Origin of the sequence: Paralcaligenes sp. KSB-10 (assembly GCF_021266465.1) — a bacterium.
GTDB lineage: Bacteria > Pseudomonadota > Gammaproteobacteria > Burkholderiales > Burkholderiaceae_B.
Genome location: NZ_CP089848.1, coordinates 2440973 through 2460292, shown reverse-complemented (window position 1 = coordinate 2460292; position 19320 = coordinate 2440973). Strand labels below are relative to the sequence as shown.

At 59.5% G+C, this 19320-nt stretch carries 21 protein-coding genes; 12 read left to right on the top strand and 9 right to left on the bottom strand.

From position 1 onward, the window contains the following. Positions 1 to 413 precede the first annotated feature (413 nt). A complete protein-coding gene (locus LSG25_RS11195; protein WP_255696554.1) occupies positions 414 to 1016 on the bottom strand; it encodes a GNAT family N-acetyltransferase in 603 nt (200 codons plus the stop codon). Between the two features lie 57 nt (positions 1017 to 1073). Between LSG25_RS11195 and LSG25_RS11190 the strand changes: the two genes are divergently transcribed. Both LSG25_RS11190 and LSG25_RS11185 read left to right on the top strand, forming a co-directional pair. After that, positions 1074 to 1415 carry a TIGR01244 family sulfur transferase gene (locus LSG25_RS11190; RefSeq protein WP_232741012.1) on the top strand — a complete coding sequence of 114 codons (342 nt, stop codon included), beginning with the start codon at positions 1074 to 1076 and terminating at the stop codon, positions 1413 to 1415. 120 nt (positions 1416 to 1535) lie between these two features. After that, positions 1536 to 1997, top strand: a complete 462-nt coding sequence (locus LSG25_RS11185; protein ID WP_232741011.1) for a universal stress protein — start codon at positions 1536 to 1538, stop codon at positions 1995 to 1997. A 127-nt stretch (positions 1998 to 2124) separates the two neighbouring features. Here LSG25_RS11185 and LSG25_RS11180 read toward each other — a convergent pair whose 3' ends face one another. From LSG25_RS11180 to LSG25_RS11150, 7 genes are all read right to left on the bottom strand, one after another. Then, positions 2125 to 2244 (bottom strand): oxalate:formate antiporter, encoded by a 120-nt coding sequence (locus LSG25_RS11180; protein ID WP_232741010.1) that lies wholly within the window; start codon positions 2242 to 2244, stop codon positions 2125 to 2127. A 15-nt stretch (positions 2245 to 2259) separates the two neighbouring features. Then, positions 2260 to 3657, bottom strand: coding sequence for an OFA family MFS transporter (locus LSG25_RS11175; protein WP_232741009.1), 1398 nt, complete (start codon positions 3655 to 3657; stop codon positions 2260 to 2262). 166 nt (positions 3658 to 3823) lie between these two features. Beyond that, complete coding sequence (locus LSG25_RS11170; RefSeq protein ID WP_232741008.1) at positions 3824 to 4084, bottom strand: formate dehydrogenase subunit delta; 261 nt, start codon at positions 4082 to 4084, stop codon at positions 3824 to 3826. Continuing rightward, the gene (fdhD, locus tag LSG25_RS11165; RefSeq protein WP_232741007.1) at positions 4081 to 4941 is read right to left on the bottom strand and encodes a formate dehydrogenase accessory sulfurtransferase FdhD; all 861 of its coding nucleotides are present in this window, start codon (positions 4939 to 4941) and stop codon (positions 4081 to 4083) included. The genes LSG25_RS11170 and fdhD overlap by 4 nt, the downstream gene beginning before the upstream one ends. A 10-nt stretch (positions 4942 to 4951) precedes the next feature. Further along, on the bottom strand, positions 4952 to 7828 hold the full coding sequence (gene fdhF / locus LSG25_RS11160) for a formate dehydrogenase subunit alpha (RefSeq protein ID WP_232741006.1): 2877 nt from the start codon (positions 7826 to 7828) through the stop codon (positions 4952 to 4954). A 14-nt stretch (positions 7829 to 7842) separates the two neighbouring features. After that, the gene (locus tag LSG25_RS11155; protein ID WP_232741005.1) at positions 7843 to 9414 is read right to left on the bottom strand and encodes an NADH-quinone oxidoreductase subunit NuoF; all 1572 of its coding nucleotides are present in this window, start codon (positions 9412 to 9414) and stop codon (positions 7843 to 7845) included. Positions 9415 to 9417: 3 nt separating this feature from the next. After that, positions 9418 to 9918, bottom strand: a complete 501-nt coding sequence (locus LSG25_RS11150) for a formate dehydrogenase subunit gamma (RefSeq protein WP_232741004.1) — start codon at positions 9916 to 9918, stop codon at positions 9418 to 9420. 133 nt (positions 9919 to 10051) lie between these two features. Here LSG25_RS11150 and LSG25_RS11145 point away from each other — a divergent pair, with 133 nt between their 5' ends. Genes LSG25_RS11145 through LSG25_RS11125 form a run of 5 tightly spaced genes read left to right on the top strand, consistent with a single transcriptional unit; the run spans position 10052 to position 14523 of the window. Next, positions 10052 to 11158, top strand: a complete 1107-nt coding sequence (locus tag LSG25_RS11145; RefSeq protein WP_232741003.1) for a substrate-binding domain-containing protein — start codon at positions 10052 to 10054, stop codon at positions 11156 to 11158. A gap of 23 nt (positions 11159 to 11181) precedes the next feature. After that, positions 11182 to 12282, top strand: a complete 1101-nt coding sequence (gene moaA / locus LSG25_RS11140; protein ID WP_232741002.1) for a GTP 3',8-cyclase MoaA — start codon at positions 11182 to 11184, stop codon at positions 12280 to 12282. After that, the gene (gene mobA, locus LSG25_RS11135; protein WP_232741001.1) at positions 12279 to 12899 is read left to right on the top strand and encodes a molybdenum cofactor guanylyltransferase MobA; all 621 of its coding nucleotides are present in this window, start codon (positions 12279 to 12281) and stop codon (positions 12897 to 12899) included. Before moaA ends, mobA begins: the two co-directional genes overlap by 4 nt. Further along, positions 12860 to 13255, top strand: coding sequence for a cytochrome C (locus LSG25_RS11130; RefSeq protein WP_232741000.1), 396 nt, complete (start codon positions 12860 to 12862; stop codon positions 13253 to 13255). Before mobA ends, LSG25_RS11130 begins: the two co-directional genes overlap by 40 nt. Next, positions 13252 to 14523 (top strand): FCSD flavin-binding domain-containing protein, encoded by a 1272-nt coding sequence (locus LSG25_RS11125; protein ID WP_370635855.1) that lies wholly within the window; start codon positions 13252 to 13254, stop codon positions 14521 to 14523. Before LSG25_RS11130 ends, LSG25_RS11125 begins: the two co-directional genes overlap by 4 nt. Before the next feature lie 232 nt (positions 14524 to 14755). On the opposite strand, the gene LSG25_RS20505 is transcribed toward LSG25_RS11125, so the two are convergent. Next, positions 14756 to 14941: an IS3 family transposase gene (locus tag LSG25_RS20505; protein WP_370635854.1), complete on the bottom strand. Its 186-nt coding sequence runs from the start codon at positions 14939 to 14941 to the stop codon at positions 14756 to 14758. 94 nt (positions 14942 to 15035) lie between these two features. On the opposite strand from LSG25_RS20505, the gene soxC reads away from it, so the two are divergent. From soxC to soxA, 5 genes are all read left to right on the top strand, one after another. Continuing rightward, positions 15036 to 16445, top strand: coding sequence for a sulfite dehydrogenase (soxC, locus tag LSG25_RS11120; protein ID WP_232740999.1), 1410 nt, complete (start codon positions 15036 to 15038; stop codon positions 16443 to 16445). Further along, positions 16429 to 17553, top strand: coding sequence for a c-type cytochrome (locus tag LSG25_RS11115; RefSeq protein WP_232740998.1), 1125 nt, complete (start codon positions 16429 to 16431; stop codon positions 17551 to 17553). Before soxC ends, LSG25_RS11115 begins: the two co-directional genes overlap by 17 nt. Positions 17554 to 17594: 41 nt before the next feature. Beyond that, a complete protein-coding gene (soxY, locus tag LSG25_RS11110) occupies positions 17595 to 18062 on the top strand; it encodes a thiosulfate oxidation carrier protein SoxY (protein WP_232740997.1) in 468 nt (155 codons plus the stop codon). A gap of 41 nt (positions 18063 to 18103) precedes the next feature. Continuing rightward, on the top strand, positions 18104 to 18418 hold the full coding sequence (gene soxZ, locus LSG25_RS11105; protein WP_232740996.1) for a thiosulfate oxidation carrier complex protein SoxZ: 315 nt from the start codon (positions 18104 to 18106) through the stop codon (positions 18416 to 18418). A 69-nt stretch (positions 18419 to 18487) separates the two neighbouring features. Then, complete coding sequence (gene soxA / locus LSG25_RS11100) at positions 18488 to 19309, top strand: sulfur oxidation c-type cytochrome SoxA (protein WP_232740995.1); 822 nt, start codon at positions 18488 to 18490, stop codon at positions 19307 to 19309. Positions 19310 to 19320: the final 11 nt, after the last annotated feature.

The following is a 19320-nucleotide window of genomic DNA, read 5'->3' as shown; positions in this document are numbered from 1 at the left end:
CCCTGCGGCTTGCGTTGAGGAAATGCATAGAGAGAAGCGTTGAGGTCATGCATCGAGGTATACGCTGAGTCGGCAAGTTCATTCCAGGCATGCCATTACGTGAGCCGTCTATCGGGGATAGGGTCAGGACCGGCGTAAGGCGTGCGCCGGATGCTACCGTAGGGAAGGCGGGGGCTTTCGGCGGGCGCTGTCTGAGCCCAGCCTCGTGAGGCTGGGCGAGTTCGCCCGACGCCCGCCTGGACGAGGTAGATCCGGATCAAGCACGCCGTGCCGGTCCTGACCCCAAGCCCCGATAGACGGCGTCTTTAAATACCAAAGCTACCAAAGCATCGAATCCCGTAAACAACCCGAACCAAAAATTGCGCTGCTAGTGTTGTACAGGGAAGCCAGCCGCCTCCATGTACCGCCTTTTGCTATTTGGAGCCAGTTTCCGGAAGCGTTGTATCGCCCGGACCGAGCGGCCTTTGCATGAACACCACGTCTATCCACTGGTTGAATTTGAAACCCGTGGAAGGCTGAGTGCCCGCGTGCTTGAACCCCAGGCTGCGGTGCAGGCCTATGGACTGCAGATTGTTGTTGCCGGCGATCACGGCAATCATTTGCCGCCAGGGCCCCTGTTCGCAACGTGCCAGCAGCGCGGTAAGCAAAGCCTTGCCCACGCCCTTGCCGCCCTGGCCATCGGCCAGGTAGATGGAGTCTTCAAGGGTATAGCGATAGGCGATGCGGGGGCGATAGGCCGATGCATAGCTGTAACCGATGATTTTCTTGTCGAGTACAGCGACCAGATAGGGCAGGCCCTGGGCCAGTACGTGCTCGCGGCGCGACTGCATTTCCTGCACTGTAGGTGGAACTTCTTCGAAGGTGGCGGAACTATGCAACACATGGTGCGCATAAATAGCCTGCACATAGGCCATGTCGTCGGCGCTTGCGTCGCGGATTGTCAGGCCCGGAATAGGCTCGGAGTCGTGCTGGGCGGTGTTTCGTTTGGCGGTTTGCAGGATGGTAGGGGCGGTCATGCTATTTTCGATCAGTCGGGATATGCGCTAGTATAAAGATCTATCAAGGAGAAAAAAATGTCGGTACCAGTTAATTCGCTTACGGACTCGTTTGCGGTGGCTCCCCAGCTATCCCCCGAGGATATGCCGGCAGTGGCGGCAGCGGGTTTTAAGAGTGTCATTATCAATCGGCCCGATTTCGAAGGCGGCCCCGATCAGCCCAAGGCGGCCGATGTCATGAAAGCGGCCCAGGCGGCAGGCTTGCAGGTGGAGTATCAGCCCGTGGTCAGTGGGGCCATGACGGCCGACGATGTTGCGCGTTTTGCCGAGTTGCTCGATGTGCTGCCCGCGCCTGTGTTGGCGTATTGCCGCACCGGCACCCGTTGTACGCACTTGTATCATGCCGCAAATCGGGCCTGATGCACCGCTTGCAAATTCCGGCCGCCGCTAGATCTAGCATAAACCCTGTGCCGGCACGCTTTATTTTTGTGCGGCTTATGGTTTAAGCTAGGGTTAATCCGTCAACCAGGAGCAAACACCATGTTCAAGAAAATACTGATTCCCACCGATGGTTCGGCGCTGTCAGCACAAGCTGCGAACAAAGGCGTGTGCTTTGCCCGTCAGATCGGGGCCGAGGTTGTGGCGCTATATGTTACGCAGCCTTTTGCCGCGACGGTGGGTTTTGATGGCATGGCGGCAGCCTATGCCATTACCGATGAAGACTACGAAAAAACCGCGGCCGATCAGGCCAAGAAGTACTTGAAGTCGGTTCTCGACCGGGCCGACACCGCCGGAGTCAAGGCTTCCGGTAAAGCGGTATCCAATTTCAATGTCGCCGACGGCCTGGTCCAGGCCGCTGAAGAAGAGAAGTGCGACCTTATTTTCATAGGCAGCCATGGCCGCAGCGGCTTGTCGCGGCTGCTGTTGGGCAGTGTGACGGTCAAAGTGCTGGGCCTGGCGAAAACCGCCGTGCTGGTCTATCGCGTCAAAGAGAACGATTAATCGGCGAAGGCAGGGCGGCCCTTGTGGCCGCCCGCGCTGAACACAAAGCCCACCGGATTCCGGTGGGCTTTGTGTTTCCTGCCGGTTGCTGTCCTAGCGTGCCGGCATTATTCAGGCGCATTTCGCCCTATTTAAACAGCGCTGCGGCCTTGAGCAGGGTTTCCCAGACGCCGATTACCAGCGGTATGCCGACGTACAGCCAGAAAATGACCAGCAGAACGGGAGAAGTGGTGTTGTTTTGATTCATGTCGTGTCTCCGGCGTCATTTAGTGGCAAGAGCGGGTTGCATATTCAGTTGCTCGCCGGTCATGTGGTGATGCGGAGCGACCGGGCGCACGAAGAAATTGCAAATGAAACCGATGATCAGCAGGATAGCCATGAGGTGCATGGTATCTGTGTAGGCCTGGGACGGAGGGACGCCGTGATTGACCTGGTATTGGCGAATATAGTTCACCAGAACGGGGCCGAAGATACCCCCCGCGGCCCAGGCTGTCAGCAAGCGGCCGTGAATGCCTCCTACATAGCGGGTGCCGAACAAGTCAGCCAGGTAGGCCGGGACCGTCGAGAAGCCGCCGCCATACATCGAAATGATGATCACGTAAAACAGCACGAACAGGGCAACGTTGCCCGCCGCTCCCATGCCCGGGACCAGGAAGTACAGTACGGCTCCCAATGCCAGGAAAATATAGTAGGTATTTTTGCGGCCCACGTAGTCGGATGCCGACGACCAGAAAAAACGCCCCAGCATGTTGAACAGGGAAAGCAGGCCCACGAAGCCTGCCGCGGCAGCGGGGGTGACTTGCCCCTTGAAGCTTTCCTGGATCATGACCGAGGCCTGGCCGATGACGCCGATCCCCGCCGTGACGTTCAGGCAAAGAGCCCACCAGACCAGCCAGAACTGCGGTGTCTTGAGCGCCTGATCGATGTGGACATGATTCTGGCTGATCATCGCATTCTGTTTGGCCGGAGGCGTCCAGCCGGCCGGTTTCCAGCCAGGGGCCGGGATGCGGATGGCCAGTGCGCCGATGTTCATGGAGATGAAGTACAAAATGCCCAGGACGATAAAGGTTTGGGCGACTCCCACCGATGTGGCGCTGTGGAAGTGGCTCATGAGTCCGACCGAAAGCGGGGACGCGATGAACGCACCGCCGCCGAAGCCCATGATGGCCATGCCGGTGGCCATGCCGCGCTTGTCGGGAAACCATTTGATCAGAGTCGATACCGGCGATACATAGCCGACGCCCAGACCTATGCCGCCCAGGACTCCATAGCCCAGATAGACCATCCATATCTGATGCAGGTAGATGCCCAGGGACGCGACCATGAAGCCGCCGCCAAAGCAGCAGGCCGCGGCGAACATGGCCTTGCGGGGGCCTACATCCTCGAGCCATTTACCGGCAAATGCGGCGGAAAGCCCGAGAAAGGTAATGGCAAGGCTGAAGATCCAGCCCAGGGTGGCCAGGCTCCAGTCATCGGGCGCCGATTTGGTAATGCCGATAAGGCGCGTCATGGGGTTGTTGAAGACCGAAAATGCATAGGCCTGTCCGATGCACAAATGGACGGCCAGGGCGGCGGGGGGAATCATCCAGCGGTTGAAACCAGGCCCTGCGGTAATACGTTCCTTGCTAAAAAAGCCATGATCTGATGGGCTGTCGCTCATGTTGTCTCCTTGTTGGTGGCTTTGTTCTGGTAAGTAAAGCGTAAATCGGTTGGGTAAAAATCGTTGGTTGTATGCATGTTGCGGTTGGTGGGGAGTCTGAGTTTTGCGGTACAGGCGTGTGCCGCATCGAGCCAGACTGAAAACTCGGAAAGCGGCTGTTGAAGCATTATGTTTGGCTCGATGTCTTGGGGGTCAGGCGCTGCCGGTTCTGGACGACCGCCTCGAGTACCATGGCGCTCAGTCCGACATCGCTCGATTGCCCATCTGGATGGGCATCCAGGAAGTCCAGCAAGTCAATGCGCATGCGGGGCTCCCAGAATTTCTGAATATGATTGGCGATGCCTTCGAGGCCCTCTGTGTGATCGGGCATGGCTTCGAAGAAATTGCCGATGCTGTTGGCCATGCGGATCAGATGATTGATGTTCAAAAGAGATCTCCCTCGTGACTAAGGTATTCGGGATGGCTATAGATGGTGAATTGCTGTTCGCGGGCGAAGCCGGCCAGCATGATATTGAGTTCGCTGGCGATACGTATGGCGTAGGAGGTGGGGGCGGACACGGCTATCAGGGCCGACATGCCCGCGGCCGCGGCTTTCTGCACCATTTCGAAGCTGGCCCGGCTGGAGATGACGGCCATGCCGTCGGTGGTGGCGATGCCGTGGCGCAGCAAGTGCCCGATCAGCTTGTCGAGCGCATTGTGCCGTCCCACATCTTCGCGGATGTGCCCGACGACCCCATCGAGGCCGGCCCAGCCGGCGGCATGGGTTGCGCCGGTAGCCAGGTGCAGCGGCTGCAGTGTGCGCAGGTGTCTGGCGGCGCTGGAGATGGCCGTGCGGGTGATCGGAGCTCGGCGTGGCGCGACAGGCGGCAGCTCGCGCCGTACTTCGTCCAGGCTTTCGATGCCGCACAAGCCGCAGCCGGTGCTGCCGGCCAGGCTGCGCCGCCGCAATTTGAGCTGGTTCAGGCACGAGCTGGCAATGGTCATTTGAATGACAAGGCCGTTGCTGCGCTCGACGATTTCGATGTCGCGCATGTCTTGCGCTCCGCGTATGATGCCCTCGGTGAACGAAAAACCGTAGGCCAGGTCTTCGAGATTGCAGGGTGTCGCCAGCAAGGCGGCATGGCTGATCCCGTTGTATTCGAGGGCGACGGCCGTTTCGTCGGCGATCTGGTCCATTTCGCTGCGCATTCCGGTTGGCGCATGGGTGCGCAAGACCAGGTGCGAACGCTGCCCTTCCTGTGGGGGGAGGGCAGGTTCGTGCAGGAGGATATCGACCGGTTTCATTCGGGCTGACCTATATCGGAGCGGTTTCGCCCTGGGCGCGTTCGCGTTCGCTCAGCAACTTCTGCTGTATGTCGTTAAAGCGCGTCCATTTGGCCTGCCATTCGGACGGCTCGGTGACACGCCTGGCCTGTACCGCGGTGACTTTGTACTCGGGACAGCCAGTGGCCCAGTCCGAGCTGTCGGTCGTCACGACATTGGCCCCCGATTCAGGGAAGTGGAATGTGGTGTAGACCACACCGGGCTGCACGCGTTCGGTGACATTGGCGCGCAGGACCGTTTCGCCGGAGCGGCTCTGGACGGCAACCCAGTCGCCTTCCTTTATGCCCCGGTCTTCGGCATCTTGCGGATGTATCTCGAGCAGGTCTTCGCTGTGCCAGGCCACGTTCGGAGTGCGGCGTGTCTGGGCGCCCACGTTGTATTGCGACAAAATACGGCCGGTGGTAAGCAGCAAGGGGAATTTTCGCGTGCTGCGTTCCTCGCTGGGCACGTATTTTGTGATGATGAATTTGCCTTTGCCGCGTACGAACTCGCCGACGTGCATGATCGGCGTGCCCTCGGGGGCCTGTTCATTGCAGGGCCACTGCACGCTGCCGCCCAGTTCGTCGATCTTCTTGAATGAGACGCCGGCGAACGTTGGTGTGAGGCGTGCGATTTCGTCCATGATTTCGCTGGCATGGGTGTAGTTCATGGGGTAGCCCAGGGCGTTGGACAGCAGGCAGGTGATTTCCCAGTCTGCGTAGCCGGCCTTGGGCTCCACGATTTTGCGTACGCGTGACATGCGGCGCTCGGCATTGGTGAATGTGCCGTCTTTTTCCATGAATGACGAGCCTGGCAGGAAAACGTGGGCGTACTTGGCCGTTTCGTTCAGGAACATGTCCTGGATGATGATGCATTCCATCGAGGCCAGCGCCTTGGCCACATGCTGCGTGTCCGGATCGGACTGGACGATGTCTTCGCCCTGGCAGTACAGGCCTTTGAAGGTGCCGTCTATGGCCGCGTCGAACATATTGGGGATGCGCAGGCCCGGTTCGGCCTGCAGGATCACGTTCCAGTCGTGTTCGAAATCGCCGCGCACCGCGTCGTCGGAAATATGCCGATAGCCCGGCAGCTCGTGCGGGAAGGATCCCATGTCGCAGGAACCCTGCACGTTGTTCTGGCCGCGCAGCGGATTGACGCCCACGCCTTCACGCCCCATGTTGCCGGTGGCCATGGCCAGATTGGCGATGGCCATCACGGTAGTCGAACCCTGGCTGTGCTCGGTGACGCCCAGGCCGTAGTAGATGGAGCCATTGCCATGGGTGGCGTAAAGGCGCGCCGCGCCGCGCAGATCGGCGGCGGGAACGCCGGTGACCGCTTCCATGGCTTCGGGCGAATTTTCGGGCAGGGACACGAAATCGCGCCATTCCTGGAAGGCCTTGGTTTCGCAGCGGGCCGCCACAAAGGCTTCATCGATCAGGCCTTCGGTGGCAATGACATGTGCCATCGACGAGAGCAGGGCTGTGTTGGTGCCGGGGCGGACCTGCAGGTGATAGTCGGCCTTGACGTGCGGCGCGCTGACGAACTCGATGGCGCGGGGGTCGATGACGATGAGCTTGGCGCCTTGGCGCAAGCGGCGTTTGAGGCGCGATGCAAATACCGGATGGGCGGCGCTGGGGTTGGCGCCCATGATAATGGCCACGTCGGTGTGCATGACGGAATCGAAGGTTTGGGTGCCTGCCGATTCGCCTATGGTTGATTTCAGGCCATAGCCGGTGGGCGAATGGCACACGCGCGCACAGGTATCGACGTTATTGGTGCCGAAGCCGGCGCGTACCAGTTTTTGCACCAGCCAGGTTTCTTCGTTGGTGCAGCGCGACGACGTAATGCCGCCGATCGAGTCGCGGCCGTATTTGCCCTGTATGCGTTTCAGTTCCGATGCGGCGTAGGCGATGGCTTCTTCCCAGCTCACTTCGCGCCAAGGATCGGCAATATTGCCGCGTATCATGGGGGTGGTGATGCGATCCTTGTGGGTGGTGTAGCCCCAGGCAAAACGGCCCTTGACACAGGAGTGCCCGCGATTGGCCTTGCCATCTTTCCAGGGAACCATGCGCACCACTTCCTGGCCTTTCATTTCGGCCTTGAAGGCGCAGCCCACGCCGCAATACGCGCAAGTGGTAATGACGGAGTGCTCGGCCTGGCCCATCATGATGACGGACTTTTCGGTCAGCGAAGAGGTGGGGCAGGCCTGCACGCAGGCGCCGCAAGAGACGCAGTCGCTGTCCAGGAAGGAGTTTTTCTGCCCGGCAACGATGCGCGATTCGAAGCCGCGGCCGTCCACCGTCAGGGCAAAGGTGCCTTGCGTTTCGTCGCAGGCGCGTACGCAGCGATTGCACACTATGCACTTGGAAGGATCGTAGGCAAAGTAGGGGTTGGATTCGTCGACCTGGTCATCGCGATGGTTGGCGCCTTCGTAGCCGTAGCGCACATTGCGCAGGCCCACCACGCCGGCCATGTCCTGCAGTTCGCAGTCGCCGTTGGCGGGACAGGTCAGGCAATCGAGCGGATGATCGGAGATGTAAAGCTCCATGACGCCGCGGCGCAGGTCGTGCAGCTTGGGGGTTTCGGTATACACGACCATGCCGGGTTCGACCGGTGTGGTGCACGAAGCCGGGTAGCCGCGGCGGCCCTTGATTTCCACCAGGCAGAGGCGGCAGGAACCGAAGGCTTCGAGGCTGTCGGTGGCGCACAGCTTGGGAATATTGATGCCGGTTTCCGCGGCGGCCCGCATGATGGAGGTTCCGGCGGGCACCTCGACATCCTGCCCATCGATGGTCAGACGGACGGTTTCGGCACTGGTTCTGGCGGGTGTGCCGAAATCGCGGTCGCGCTTGACAACAGTTTCTAACATGATGTGCTCCGGGATCAGGCGACTTTCTGAGTCGATGTGGGTGTGGCGGAAAGGCCGAAGTCTTCCGGGAAATGGTCGAGCGCCGACAGAACCGGGTAAGGAGTCATGCCGCCCAGCGCGCATAAAGACCCGCCCAGCATGGTGTCGCATAAATCGCGCAGCAGATGGACTTGCTGTTCACGCTGATCGTTGTTGATGATTTTGTCGATGACCTCGGTGCCGCGCACGGCACCGATACGACAGGGCGTGCATTTGCCGCAGGATTCGATGGCACAGAAATCCATGGCGTAGCGGGCCATTTTCGCCATGTCGACGCTATCGTCGAAGGCGACCAGGCCGCCATGCCCAAGCATCGCGGAAATGCCTATATAGGCTTCGTAATCCAGCGGCACATCCCACTGCGATTCAGGCAGGTAAGCGCCCAGCGGGCCACCCACCTGTACCGCGCGCAAGGAGCGGCCCGAGGCGCTGCCGCCGCCGAAATCGTAGAGCAGCTCGCGCAGGCTGACGCCGAAGGCTTTTTCGACCAGGCCGCCTTGTTTGATATTGCCGGCCAGCTGGAAAGGCAGGGTGCCGCGCGAGCGGCCCATGCCATAGTCGCGGTAAAACGCGGCGCCGCGTGCCAGGATGATGGGCACCGACGCCAGGGAAATGACATTATTGATGGCGGTGGGCTTGCCGAACAGACCGCTGACGGCCGGCAAGGGCGGCTTGGCGCGCACGACGGCACGCTTGCCTTCCAGGCTTTCGAGCAGCGATGTCTCTTCGCCGCAAATATAGGCGCCGGCGGCCTTGCGGACTTCGAGATCGAATGCGCGGCCGCTGCCCTGGATGTTGCTGCCCAGCCAGTTTGCCTGGCGCGCCAGGGCAATCGCCGCATTGAGCGCCACAATGGCATGGGGATATTCGGACCGGACATAGATGTAGCCGTAGGTGGCCTGAACGGCCAGGCCCGCAATGGCCATGCCTTCGATCAGGGCGTAGGGATCGCCTTCCATCAGCATGCGGTCGGAGAACGTTCCGGAATCGCCTTCGTCCGCATTGCAGACTATGTATTTTTGCTCGGCTGCCGTGGCCAGCACGGTTTTCCATTTGATTCCCGTTGGAAAGGCCGCGCCTCCGCGGCCGCGCAGGCCCGAGTTGACGACTTCGTCGACAATGGCGGCCGGTTCAATGGCCAGCGCGCGTTTCAGCCCGGCAAATCCGCCATGGGCCTGATAGTCGTCCAGGCTGAGCGGGTCGGTAATGCCGACGCGGGCAAATGTGAGTCGTTCCTGGTTTTTAAGGTAGGGAATTTCTTCGGTCAGCCCATGAGCGAGGGCATGGTGCTTGCCTTCGAGCCAGCGGGCGTCGAACAGGCCGGCGACATCGCTTGCCTCGACCGGGCCGTAGGCATGTCGCCCTTGCGGTGTTTCGATTTCGACCAGGGTTTCAAGCCACAGCAGGCCGCGCGAACCGTTGCGCACGATTTGAACGGAGATTTGGCGGCGCGCCGCCTCCTGTGCAATGGCCTGGGCCACGGCGTCGGCGCCGACAGCCAGCGCGGTGGTATCCCTGGGAACGAAAATCCTGATGGGCTGGGCCATGTCTTATACCCCCTTGTCGCGCAGCAACTGGTCGAGCTTGGCCGGTGTCATGCGGGCGTAAGGCTGGCCGTCGACCATGACTGAGGGCGATTGCGCGCACAGGCCTAGACAGTAAACCGGTTCGAGAGTGACCTGGCCATCGCTGCTTGTGGCGTGAAAGTCACAACCCAGCTGCTGCCGGGCATGTTCGGCGAGGTGTTCGCCGCCCATGGCCTGGCAGGCCTCGGCGCGGCATATTTCAAGCACCACCTTGCCAGCAGGCTTGTCGCGCAGGTGCGCATAAAAACTGATCACGCCGTGAATCTCGGCGCGCGAGAGCTGCAGGGCCTCGGCGAGCACGGGAACGGCCTTGGCCGGGATGTAGCCCAGCGTGTCCTGGATGGCGTGCAGGATGGGCAGGAGATTGCCCGGCTGCCCCTGGTAATGTTGCAGGGCCTGCTGGGCGACCTGCTGCACGGTTTGATCGGACGGTACCGTTTCGGGACGGCTGGGAGGGGTATGCATGACGCTATCCTCGTTATGGGTTTGTCTCGGGCAAGGCTTGTATTGCTTCTTATTATGCATATAATTGCATATTGAATTGAATTGCTTCCAGGCTAATCTACTAGGCATATTCAGTTTTTTCAATAGGCAAGTAATGACATATAAATTCAAAGCACGCCTGAATTCCGAGTGGGTGCTTGAGAAACCCACAGGTGCAATAGTGGCTTTGGGCGAGGTGTTGCGATTGCTGGCCGCCATCGACGCAGTCGGGCATATCGCCGGTGCATGCAAGGCCTGCGGAGTGTCGTATCGCCATGCCTGGGGGGTCTTGCGCAACGCCGAAAAAGAATTCGGTGCCGAGCTGCTCGATACCAATCGCCGGCAGGGCACCAAGCTGACCCCGTTCGGCCAGCGTTTGTTGTGGGCCAACCGGCGTGTCGACGCGCGTTTGATGCCTACGCTCGAAAGCATGGCCTCGGAATTGCAGGAGGAACTGGAACGCCTGTATCCCGAAAGCCAGCCGCATCTGCGTTTGCACGCGAGCCACGGCTTTGCGGTCGAGGGCTTGATGCAATTGGCCAATGACTTGCATATGTCGCCGCTCGAGTTGCGTTACCGTACCGCCATCGAAGCTCTGGCATCGCTCGACCGGCGCGAGTGCGACCTGGCGGGTTTCCAACTGCCGATAGGCGCGTTCGAACTGCCCATTCTGCAACGCTACAGCGAGTGGCTGAACCCCGAAAGGCATTGCCTGATCCACCTGGCCGTACGCAATACCGGCATGTTCGTGCAGGCTGACAATCCAAAAAAAATCCGCACCATTGCCGACCTGGTGAATCCCGATGTGCGCTTTGTGAATCGCCAGATCGGCTCGAGTACCCGCCACCTGGTCGGGTTGATGCTCAAGCAGTTGGGCATTGAAACCTCGCGCATCCAGGGCTACGACAGCAATGAATTCACGCACATGGCGATTGCCGCGCATATTGCCAGCGGCATGGCCGATGTCGGCATTGGCGTGGAAACGGCGGCCTGGCGCTGCGGCCTGGCATTCATTCCATTGGCCAAGGAACGCTATTTTTTCGCGGTGCACCGCGACAGCCTGGGTACGCCCCAGATGGATCGGCTGCTGGCGTTGATGCTGGGTCAGGAGTACCAGAGCTTTGTGTCCGAGCTGGTGGGCTACGATGCCACTTACATGGGCCAGGTTCAAACCTTGCAGGAAGCATTCGGCCCCTCGTTCGTCGCTCTTCAGAGCAGTTAGCGTAAGTGGTTTATGATTGAATCATGAGCAAAGTCATTTTTCTTACCGGCCATCGTGAAGCCGCTTCCCCGGCCTCGGCGGAAACTGCCGTGCCGCGGGCGGGAGGGCCTTTGCTCGACACGCGGCACAGGCCTCTGCACGATTTGCGCATCTCCGTGACCGACCGTTGCAATTTTCGTTGTACATACTGCATGCCGCGCGAGGTATTCGACGGCAGCTACAAATTCATGCCGCATGCGGCGCTGCTCAGTTTCGAGGAAATCACGCGTATCGCCCGCGTCGGTATTGGCCTGGGAGTGCGAAAAATCCGTCTTACCGGCGGCGAGCCCCTGCTGCGGAAAAATCTCGAAACGCTTATCGAAATGCTGGCGCAGTTGCGTACGCCGGAAGGCCTGCCCGTCGATATCACTCTTACCACCAATGGCACTTTGCTGGCCAAAAAAGCCCAGTCGCTCAAAGACGCCGGCCTGACCCGCGTTACGGTCAGTCTCGATGCGCTCGACGATGTCATGTTCGAACGCATGAGCGACAGCCAGGTCAGCGTCAAGACCATCTTGCGCGGCATCGACGAGGCCGCGCGCGTGGGGCTGGCGCCGGTCAAGGTCAATATGGTGGTGCGCAAGGGCCTGAACGACGATCAGCTGATTCCCATGGCGCGCCACTTCCGCCATTCCGGCCATATCCTGCGTTTCATCGAATTCATGGATGTGGGCACGACCAATGGCTGGAACATGAAAGAGGTGCTCACGGGTGCTGAAATATTGAAAAAAATCGGTTCGGAATTCCCTCTCGAGCCGGTACATGCGGGATATCGCGGCGAAGTCGCGGGGCGCTGGCGGTATCTCGATCAAGCCGGCGAAATCGGCGTCATCACCAGCGTATCGCAACCCTTTTGCAGCGACTGTACTCGGGCTCGCCTGTCGCCCGAAGGCAAGTTGTTCTTGTGCCTGTTCGCGGCCAACGGCCATGATTTGCGGGCCATTGTGCGCAGCGATGCCGACGACGAACAACTGGCGGCATGCATGGCCGGCATATGGGCGAGGCGCGACGATCGCTATTCCGAACTGCGCGGCCGGGCAACCACGCCACAGAAGAAAATTGAAATGAGTTATATCGGCGGATGATTGACCGGCAATCGTTAAGCGGCCTGATTCTTGCCGGAGGACGGGCCAGCCGCATGCAACTGGCCGACCAGGCCGCCGTCGACAAGGGCTTGCTGGAGCTGCGCGGCGAACCGCTGGTTGCGCATATGCGGCGCTATCTTGAGCCCCGAGTGGCACAGGTATGGGTCAATGCCAATCGTCATCTCGATACTTATGCGCGCTACGGAACAACAATAAGCGACGATCCGGCATTGGGCGCGGGGCTGGGGCCTTTGGCGGGAGTGGCCAGCGTCCTGGCGAAAGTGGAAACACCCTGGCTCATGGTGGTGCCGGTCGATGTGCCGCTATTGCCCGACGACCTGGTGGACAGATTGGCGCAGGCCCTGGCCGGGACTGGGAAAATCATGGCCTATGCCAGCGCAGGCGGGCCTCATCCTTTATGCATGCTGTTGCATCGGAGCGCGAACCGAAACTTGCTTGAGTTTCTGCGCGAAGGCGGGCGCAAAGTGCAGCAGTGGCAGCAACTGAATCAGGCTGTCGAGGTAGCATTTACAGGGGACTCAAATGCTTTCTTCAATATCAATACGCGGGAGGATTTATGTCTAGCCGAACAGATCGCGCCCGCAGGGCCAATATAGGCGGAGCCGGCTTGCGGGCCTGCCGGCGAATTGCCGTCAGCATGCTGTGCAGTGCGCTGGGCTCGGGCCTGCTTGTGCCTCGATCCTGGGCTGCCGGCTCGACGCTTGCCGATCCGCAGTCAAGCAGTTTGGCGGCTTCCTGCGTAACCTGTCATGGCGCAGCCAGGCCGGTGAAAAATTCCGGCATTCCGAGTCTGGCGGGCAGGCCCGCCAATGAAATAGAACTGAAAATGCGCGCCTATGCGGCGGGCAACACGCCGGGGGATCTGATGCAGCAGATTGCCAAAGGCTACGACGCGGCCACCATAGGGCGGATCGCCCGCTGGTACGCCCAGCTAAAACCGGAGGTGCAATGAAACGGCGTACTTTCCTGCGCGGCCTGGGCCTGTGCGGCGCTTTGTCCATGCCCGGGCTGAGCCTGGCTGCCGACGGAAGCAACGGTCATGTGCTGGTGGTCGGCGGCGGCTACGGCGGCGCAACGGCCGCCCGTTATATACGCCTGTGGAGCAAAGGGACCATCCGCGTTACCCTGGTCGAGCCCAATGCCAGTTTTGTGTCATGCCCGATCTCGAATCTGGTGCTCGAGGGGGCTTTGACCATAGACGATGTCACCGTTTCCTACGATGAACTGCGGCGCCGCCATGGCGTGCAGGTGGTTCGGGACTATGTCGATCGCATCGATGCCGAAGCGGGGCGGGCGCTGCTGAAAAGCGGCGCAAGCATTTCCTATGATCGTGTCGTCGTATCGCCGGGCATTGATTTCATGTGGGACAAAATCCCCGGCATGGCCAGCGCCGGCGCACATGAAAAAATCCTGCATGCCTGGAAGGCCGGGCCGCAAACCGTGGCCTTGCGCCGTCAACTCGAAGCCATGCCCGACGGCGGCCGTTTCATTATTTCGATTCCCGAAGCGCCTTATCGTTGCCCGCCCGCGCCTTACGAAAGGGCTTGCCTCGTGGCTTCGTACTTTAAAAAACACAAGCCGCGTGCCAAGGTGCACATATTCGATGCCAATGCCGACGTGACTTCCAAAGGCGCCTTGTTCAAGGCCGCGTGGAAGAAGTTTTACCCGGACATGATCGAATACACGCCGGAGTTCAAGGCAGTCGACGTCGATGTGGCCACCAACAAGGTCATCTTTGAATTGGGCGAAGAAGAAAGCGCCGACGTGCTGAACCTGGTGCCTCCCATGCGTGCCGGCGCGGTGGCGGTCCAGTCCGGCCTGGCCACGGCCAACGACCGCTGGTGCGAAGTCGACTTTCTGAGTTTCGAGTCAAAGGTGGCGCCCAGGGTGCATGTGCTGGGAGATTCAATCCAGATTGCGCCGATCATGCCCAAGTCCGGGCACATGGCCAATCAGCACGGCAAGACTTGCGCCGCGGCGATCGTGGCCATGCTGAGCCAGCAGCCGGTTGATCCCGAGCCGATTTATTCCAATACCTGCTATAGCTTCGTCACAGAATCGCAAGCCATGCATGTGGCGTCCGTGCACCGCTATGATGCGGGCCAGAAAACCATGTTGACGGTACCTGGCGCGGGCGGGCTGTCGGTGGCGCCGAGCGAACGGGAAGGGCGCGACGCCATGAGCTGGGCGCATGCCATCTGGTCGGACATGCTGTCGTGAAGTGTCCGCGCAGCCCCCGCATGCTCGCGCCAGCCTGTGATCACACAAAAACCGCTGGCCTGTAAACATCTAAGAAATATAAGAAATATAAGAAATAAGAAAAACGTCGCCTAACAATCGCCCAAAAAACTCCGACGCAAGCGGGGGTGGCGGCCCAGGTGGGGTGAGCGAGCTTGAGTCCGCCGCGGCCGGCGCCTGGATCGGGATTCAAGGGAGCGGCTGTCTGTAGTGGTCAAGTTTTAGTGGACAGTTTCAGGCGAGTTTTTCTGGCTTCTACTTTCTCATAAACATCGGGCGCCAAGTAACCCAATGTGGAATGCATACGAATGGGGTTATAGAACAGATGGATATACCGAGCGATATCTTTAGCGGCCTCACTTTGATTGGCATAGCGTTGCGGCCAGAGCCATCCACGCATGCAGTCGCGTTTTCCCGTTTTCGGGGATTTTACCTATTTAGATTATCTAGTTATTAATATATTATTAAAAGAGATATAGAGTTGGAGAAGGATTTTGAGTACAAGCAACAAGCCGCCTGTACCGATAGGACGGCTGCAAAAAGCGCCCGAGGGATTCCTATCGGACGCTTTGATTCACGACATAGCCATCCACGGACTTGACCAAACACGCCGTGGATTCCTGAAAAAGAGCTTCCTGGCCGCCGGAGCTGCCCTCGCGGCGGGCTCTTCGATGATGGCCGCCGCCAAACAAGCCGATGGATCCGGGGCAATAAGCGCTGCCTCGGCCCCAGGAGCCCAGGGCGACCCCATGATCCTGCAGCCCCGTCCATGGAGCACCATACTGGGCAACCCCGTGGCATTCCATCCGTATGGCACACCTTCCAAATACGAAGCCAACCTGCTGCGCCGCCAGTCGCCCGGCCTTACCCCGACAACGCAAGCCTCGGTGGCATTTGCGCCATTGCAGGGCTTTTTCGGAATTATCACGCCCAATGGCCTGCACTTCGAACGCCATCATCAGGGCTGGGTCGATGTCGATCCCGAGCAGCATCGTTTCATGATCAATGGCATGGTCAAGGAAGCCAAGGTCTACACCATGGACGACCTCATGCGCTTGCCCGCAGTATCGAAAATCCATTTTATCGAATGCGGCGCCAATACCGGCATGGAATGGGGCAATGCCGCAGTCCCCACCGTCCAGTACACGCACGGCATGCTGTCGTGCTGCGAATTCACCGGCGTACCGCTCAAGGTCTTGCTCGACGATTGCGGCGCCGATCTGAAAAATGCCAAATTCATCCTCGCCGAAGGCAACGACGGCTCCAGCATGACGCGTACCATTTCTCTCGAAGCGGCCCTGGACGACGCCATCGTGGCCTGGGGCATGAACGGCGAAATGCTGCGCCCCGAAAATGGCTACCCTCTGCGCCTGGTGGTGCCAGGCGTGCAAGGCGTGTCCTGGGTCAAATGGCTGCGGCGCATCAAGGTGGGCGACAAGCCCTGGAACGCCAAAGACGAAACCTCGCATTACGTCGACCTGATGCCCGACGGCACAATGCGCCAGTACACCTCCATCCAGGAATGCAAATCCGTTATTACGTCGCCTTCGGGCGGCCAGGTACTGCTGGGCCAAGGCTTCTTCAATGTCAGCGGCCTGGCCTGGTCGGGACGAGGCAAGATCAAACAGGTCGACGTGTCCTTCGACGGTGGCAGGAACTGGAAAACGGCTCGCCTTGAAACACCCATCCTCGACAAATGCCTGACCCGTTTCAATATCGATTGGGTCTGGGACGGTTCTCCGGTCATTCTGCAAAGCCGCGCCACCGACAGTACCGGCTTCGTGCAGCCGCGCTACAGCCAGTTGCGGGAAGTGCGCGGCACCCGCTCCACCTACCACAATAATGCGATCCAGTCGTGGAAAGTGGCCGCTACCGGGGAGGTCTTCAATGTACACGTGGACTAAGCGCACGGCCGCCGCCGGCATATTGGCCCTGGGCTTGTCGGGGCTGGCGCAGGCTCAGGACAACTTCGGCCTGGGCCGCCCGGCTACCGCCAGCGAAATCCAGGCTTGGAACATCGATGTGCGGCCCGATTTCAAGGGCCTGCCGCCAGGCAGCGGCACCGTCGAGCGCGGCAATACCCTTTGGGATTCCACCTGCGCCTCCTGTCATGGTTCATTCGCCGAAAGCAACGAGGTCTTTACCGCCATCGTGGGCGGAACCACGGAAGAAGACATCAAGACCGGCCATGTCGCATCCCTGACCAGCCGCACCCAGCCTGTGCGCACCACCTTCATGAAGGTCGACACCATATCGACCCTGTGGGACTACATACATCGCGCCATGCCCTGGAATGCGCCCAAGTCCCTCAAGCCCGACGATGTGTACGCCGTGCTGGCCTACCTGCTGAACCTGGCCGAAATCGTTCCCGACGATTTCACCCTGTCCGACAAAAACATGGCCGAGGTTCAGGCAAAAATGCCCAATCGCAACGGCATGGTCTTCTGGAAGGGGCTCTGGGACGTCGACGGCAAGCCGGATACCCATAATACGGCTTGCATGGCCAATTGCGTCGCGCAACCGCTTGTATCGTCAACCTTGCCGCCATACGCACGCAATTCGAATGGCGATCTGGCTGCGCAAATGCGCATTGTCGGGCCGGTGCGCGGCGCCGACACACTCAAGCCGGCGCTTGTCGTTGCGGCGGGCGAAAATGCCGCCGAAGTCAAAAACTATGCGCGCAGCACCCTGGCTCCGGGCGCCGCACAGGGTTCCGCGGGAAAACCCGCGGGGCCGGCGCAAAGTGGCGACGATGCCATTAAACTGTTAAAAGACCACGCGTGCATGGCTTGCCATGCCGTCGATAAAAAATTGCTCGGCCCTTCTTTTTTGGATATAGCCAAAAAATATAAGGGAGCGAGTTATGCTATGCAGAAATTAGCAGGGAAAATCCGCGACGGAGGGAGCGGAGTTTGGGGAGCAGTGCCTATGCCGCCTCACCCGAATCTTGACGATGCCGATATAAATTCGATGCTTCAATGGATTCTGGCGCAGACTTCGGCCGGGCATTAACAGTATTAAAGATGATTCGCTTAAATAAAAGAGGAGTAAGTATGAATCACCAGCGTAGAGACGTGCTGCGGTTAGGCACGGTATTGGGTTTGGCGGTGGCTGCGGGGGTTTTGCGCCCCGAGCAGGCTCTGGCCGCACAAGAACAATGGAACAAAGAGGCCTTCGGCGGCCATTCGGTCGGCGATGTGGTGAAGGCCTTGGGGGGATCCGAGCCTGTCAATAGCGACAAAATCAAGCTGGTTGCGCCCGATATCGCCGAAAACGGCGCCGTGGTGCCGGTCGGAGTGGTCAGCGATCTGCCCAATACCACTCAAATTTCCGTCCTGGTGCCGAACAACCCGAATGCCTTGTCGGCGCTTTTCGACATTCCGGAAAATACCGTTGCCGATATTGCGACCCGCATCAAAATGGGTAAAACCTCCGATATCTATGCTTTGGTCAAAGCCGACGGCAAATATTATGCCGTTCACAAGGAAGTCAAAGTGACGCTCGGCGGCTGCGGCGGTTAACGCGCATACAGAACTGAATCAAGACATCAAGGAACAGAACTATGGCAACCAGACCAATGCGTATACGCGCCGTCGAAAAAGACGGCGTAACCGAAGTTAAAGTACTCATGAGCCACATCATGGAAACCGGCCAGCGCAAGGGCAGCGACGGCAAGATCGTGCCCGCCCATTTCATCGACGTGGTCGAGGCGAAATGCAACGACAAGACTGTGCTCAGCGCCCAGTGGGGCCCAGCCGTCTCGCGCGACCCGTTTCTGTCGTTCAAGTTCAAGGGCGGAAACAAGGGCGACAAAATCACGATAGCCTGGAAAGACAACGAGGGTGAAAGCCGTACCGATACGACGGAAATTCGCTAATCAGCCCGAGGGGTATCGCAGGGTTTCGCAGAAGTCCATAAAGCGGAATCCGTCTTAGGAGAAGGCATTATGAAAAAACAAATATTGACGGCTCTTGCCGTGCTGCTGGGGGGCGCCTTGCTGCCTCTGGGCCAGGTGCAAGCGGCTGAAAGCACTGCCGACGGCATTGCCCAGTATCGCGAGATGCTGGGCGAAGGCGGCAACCCGGCCGACCTGATCGTCATGACGGGGCAAGAGCTGTGGGCCGAAAAACGCGGCCCTAAAAAGGCATCGCTCGAACACTGCGACCTGGGCATGGGCCCGGGTGTCCTGAAGGGCGCCTACGCTCATATGCCGCGCTACTTCAAAGATGCCGATAAAGTCATGGACCTGGAGTCGCGCCTGCTGTATTGCATGGTCAATCTTCAGGGCCTGAACGCCGATGATGTCATCAAGCACGCCATTTCCAAAGCGGGCGAGTATTCGTCCGATATGGAGTCGCTGGTGGGTTATGTGGTGGCGCAGTCCAAAGGCGTGAAAATCGCCGTTCCGCAAAACAACAAGCACGAACGCGAGGCCTATGCCCGTGGCAAGGAAATCTTCTTTTTCCGCGGCGGCCCCTACGATTTTGCCTGTGCTTCCTGCCACAGCGTCACGGGTCAGCGCATCCGTTTGCAAGATCTGCCCAATCTGACCGCTTCCGGCCCGGCTCGCGAGGCATACTCCAGTTGGCCAGCCTATCGGGTCTCGCAAGGCGCGTTGCGCACCATGCAGTGGCGTTTGAACGATTGTTTCCGCCAGCAACGCATGCCCGTCCTGAAATACGGCTCGCAGGCTTCCATTGATCTGACGGTTTTCCTTGGCGTCAATGCCAACGGTGGCGCCATGGCAGCGCCTGGTCTGAAACGGTAACAGGAGCCAAT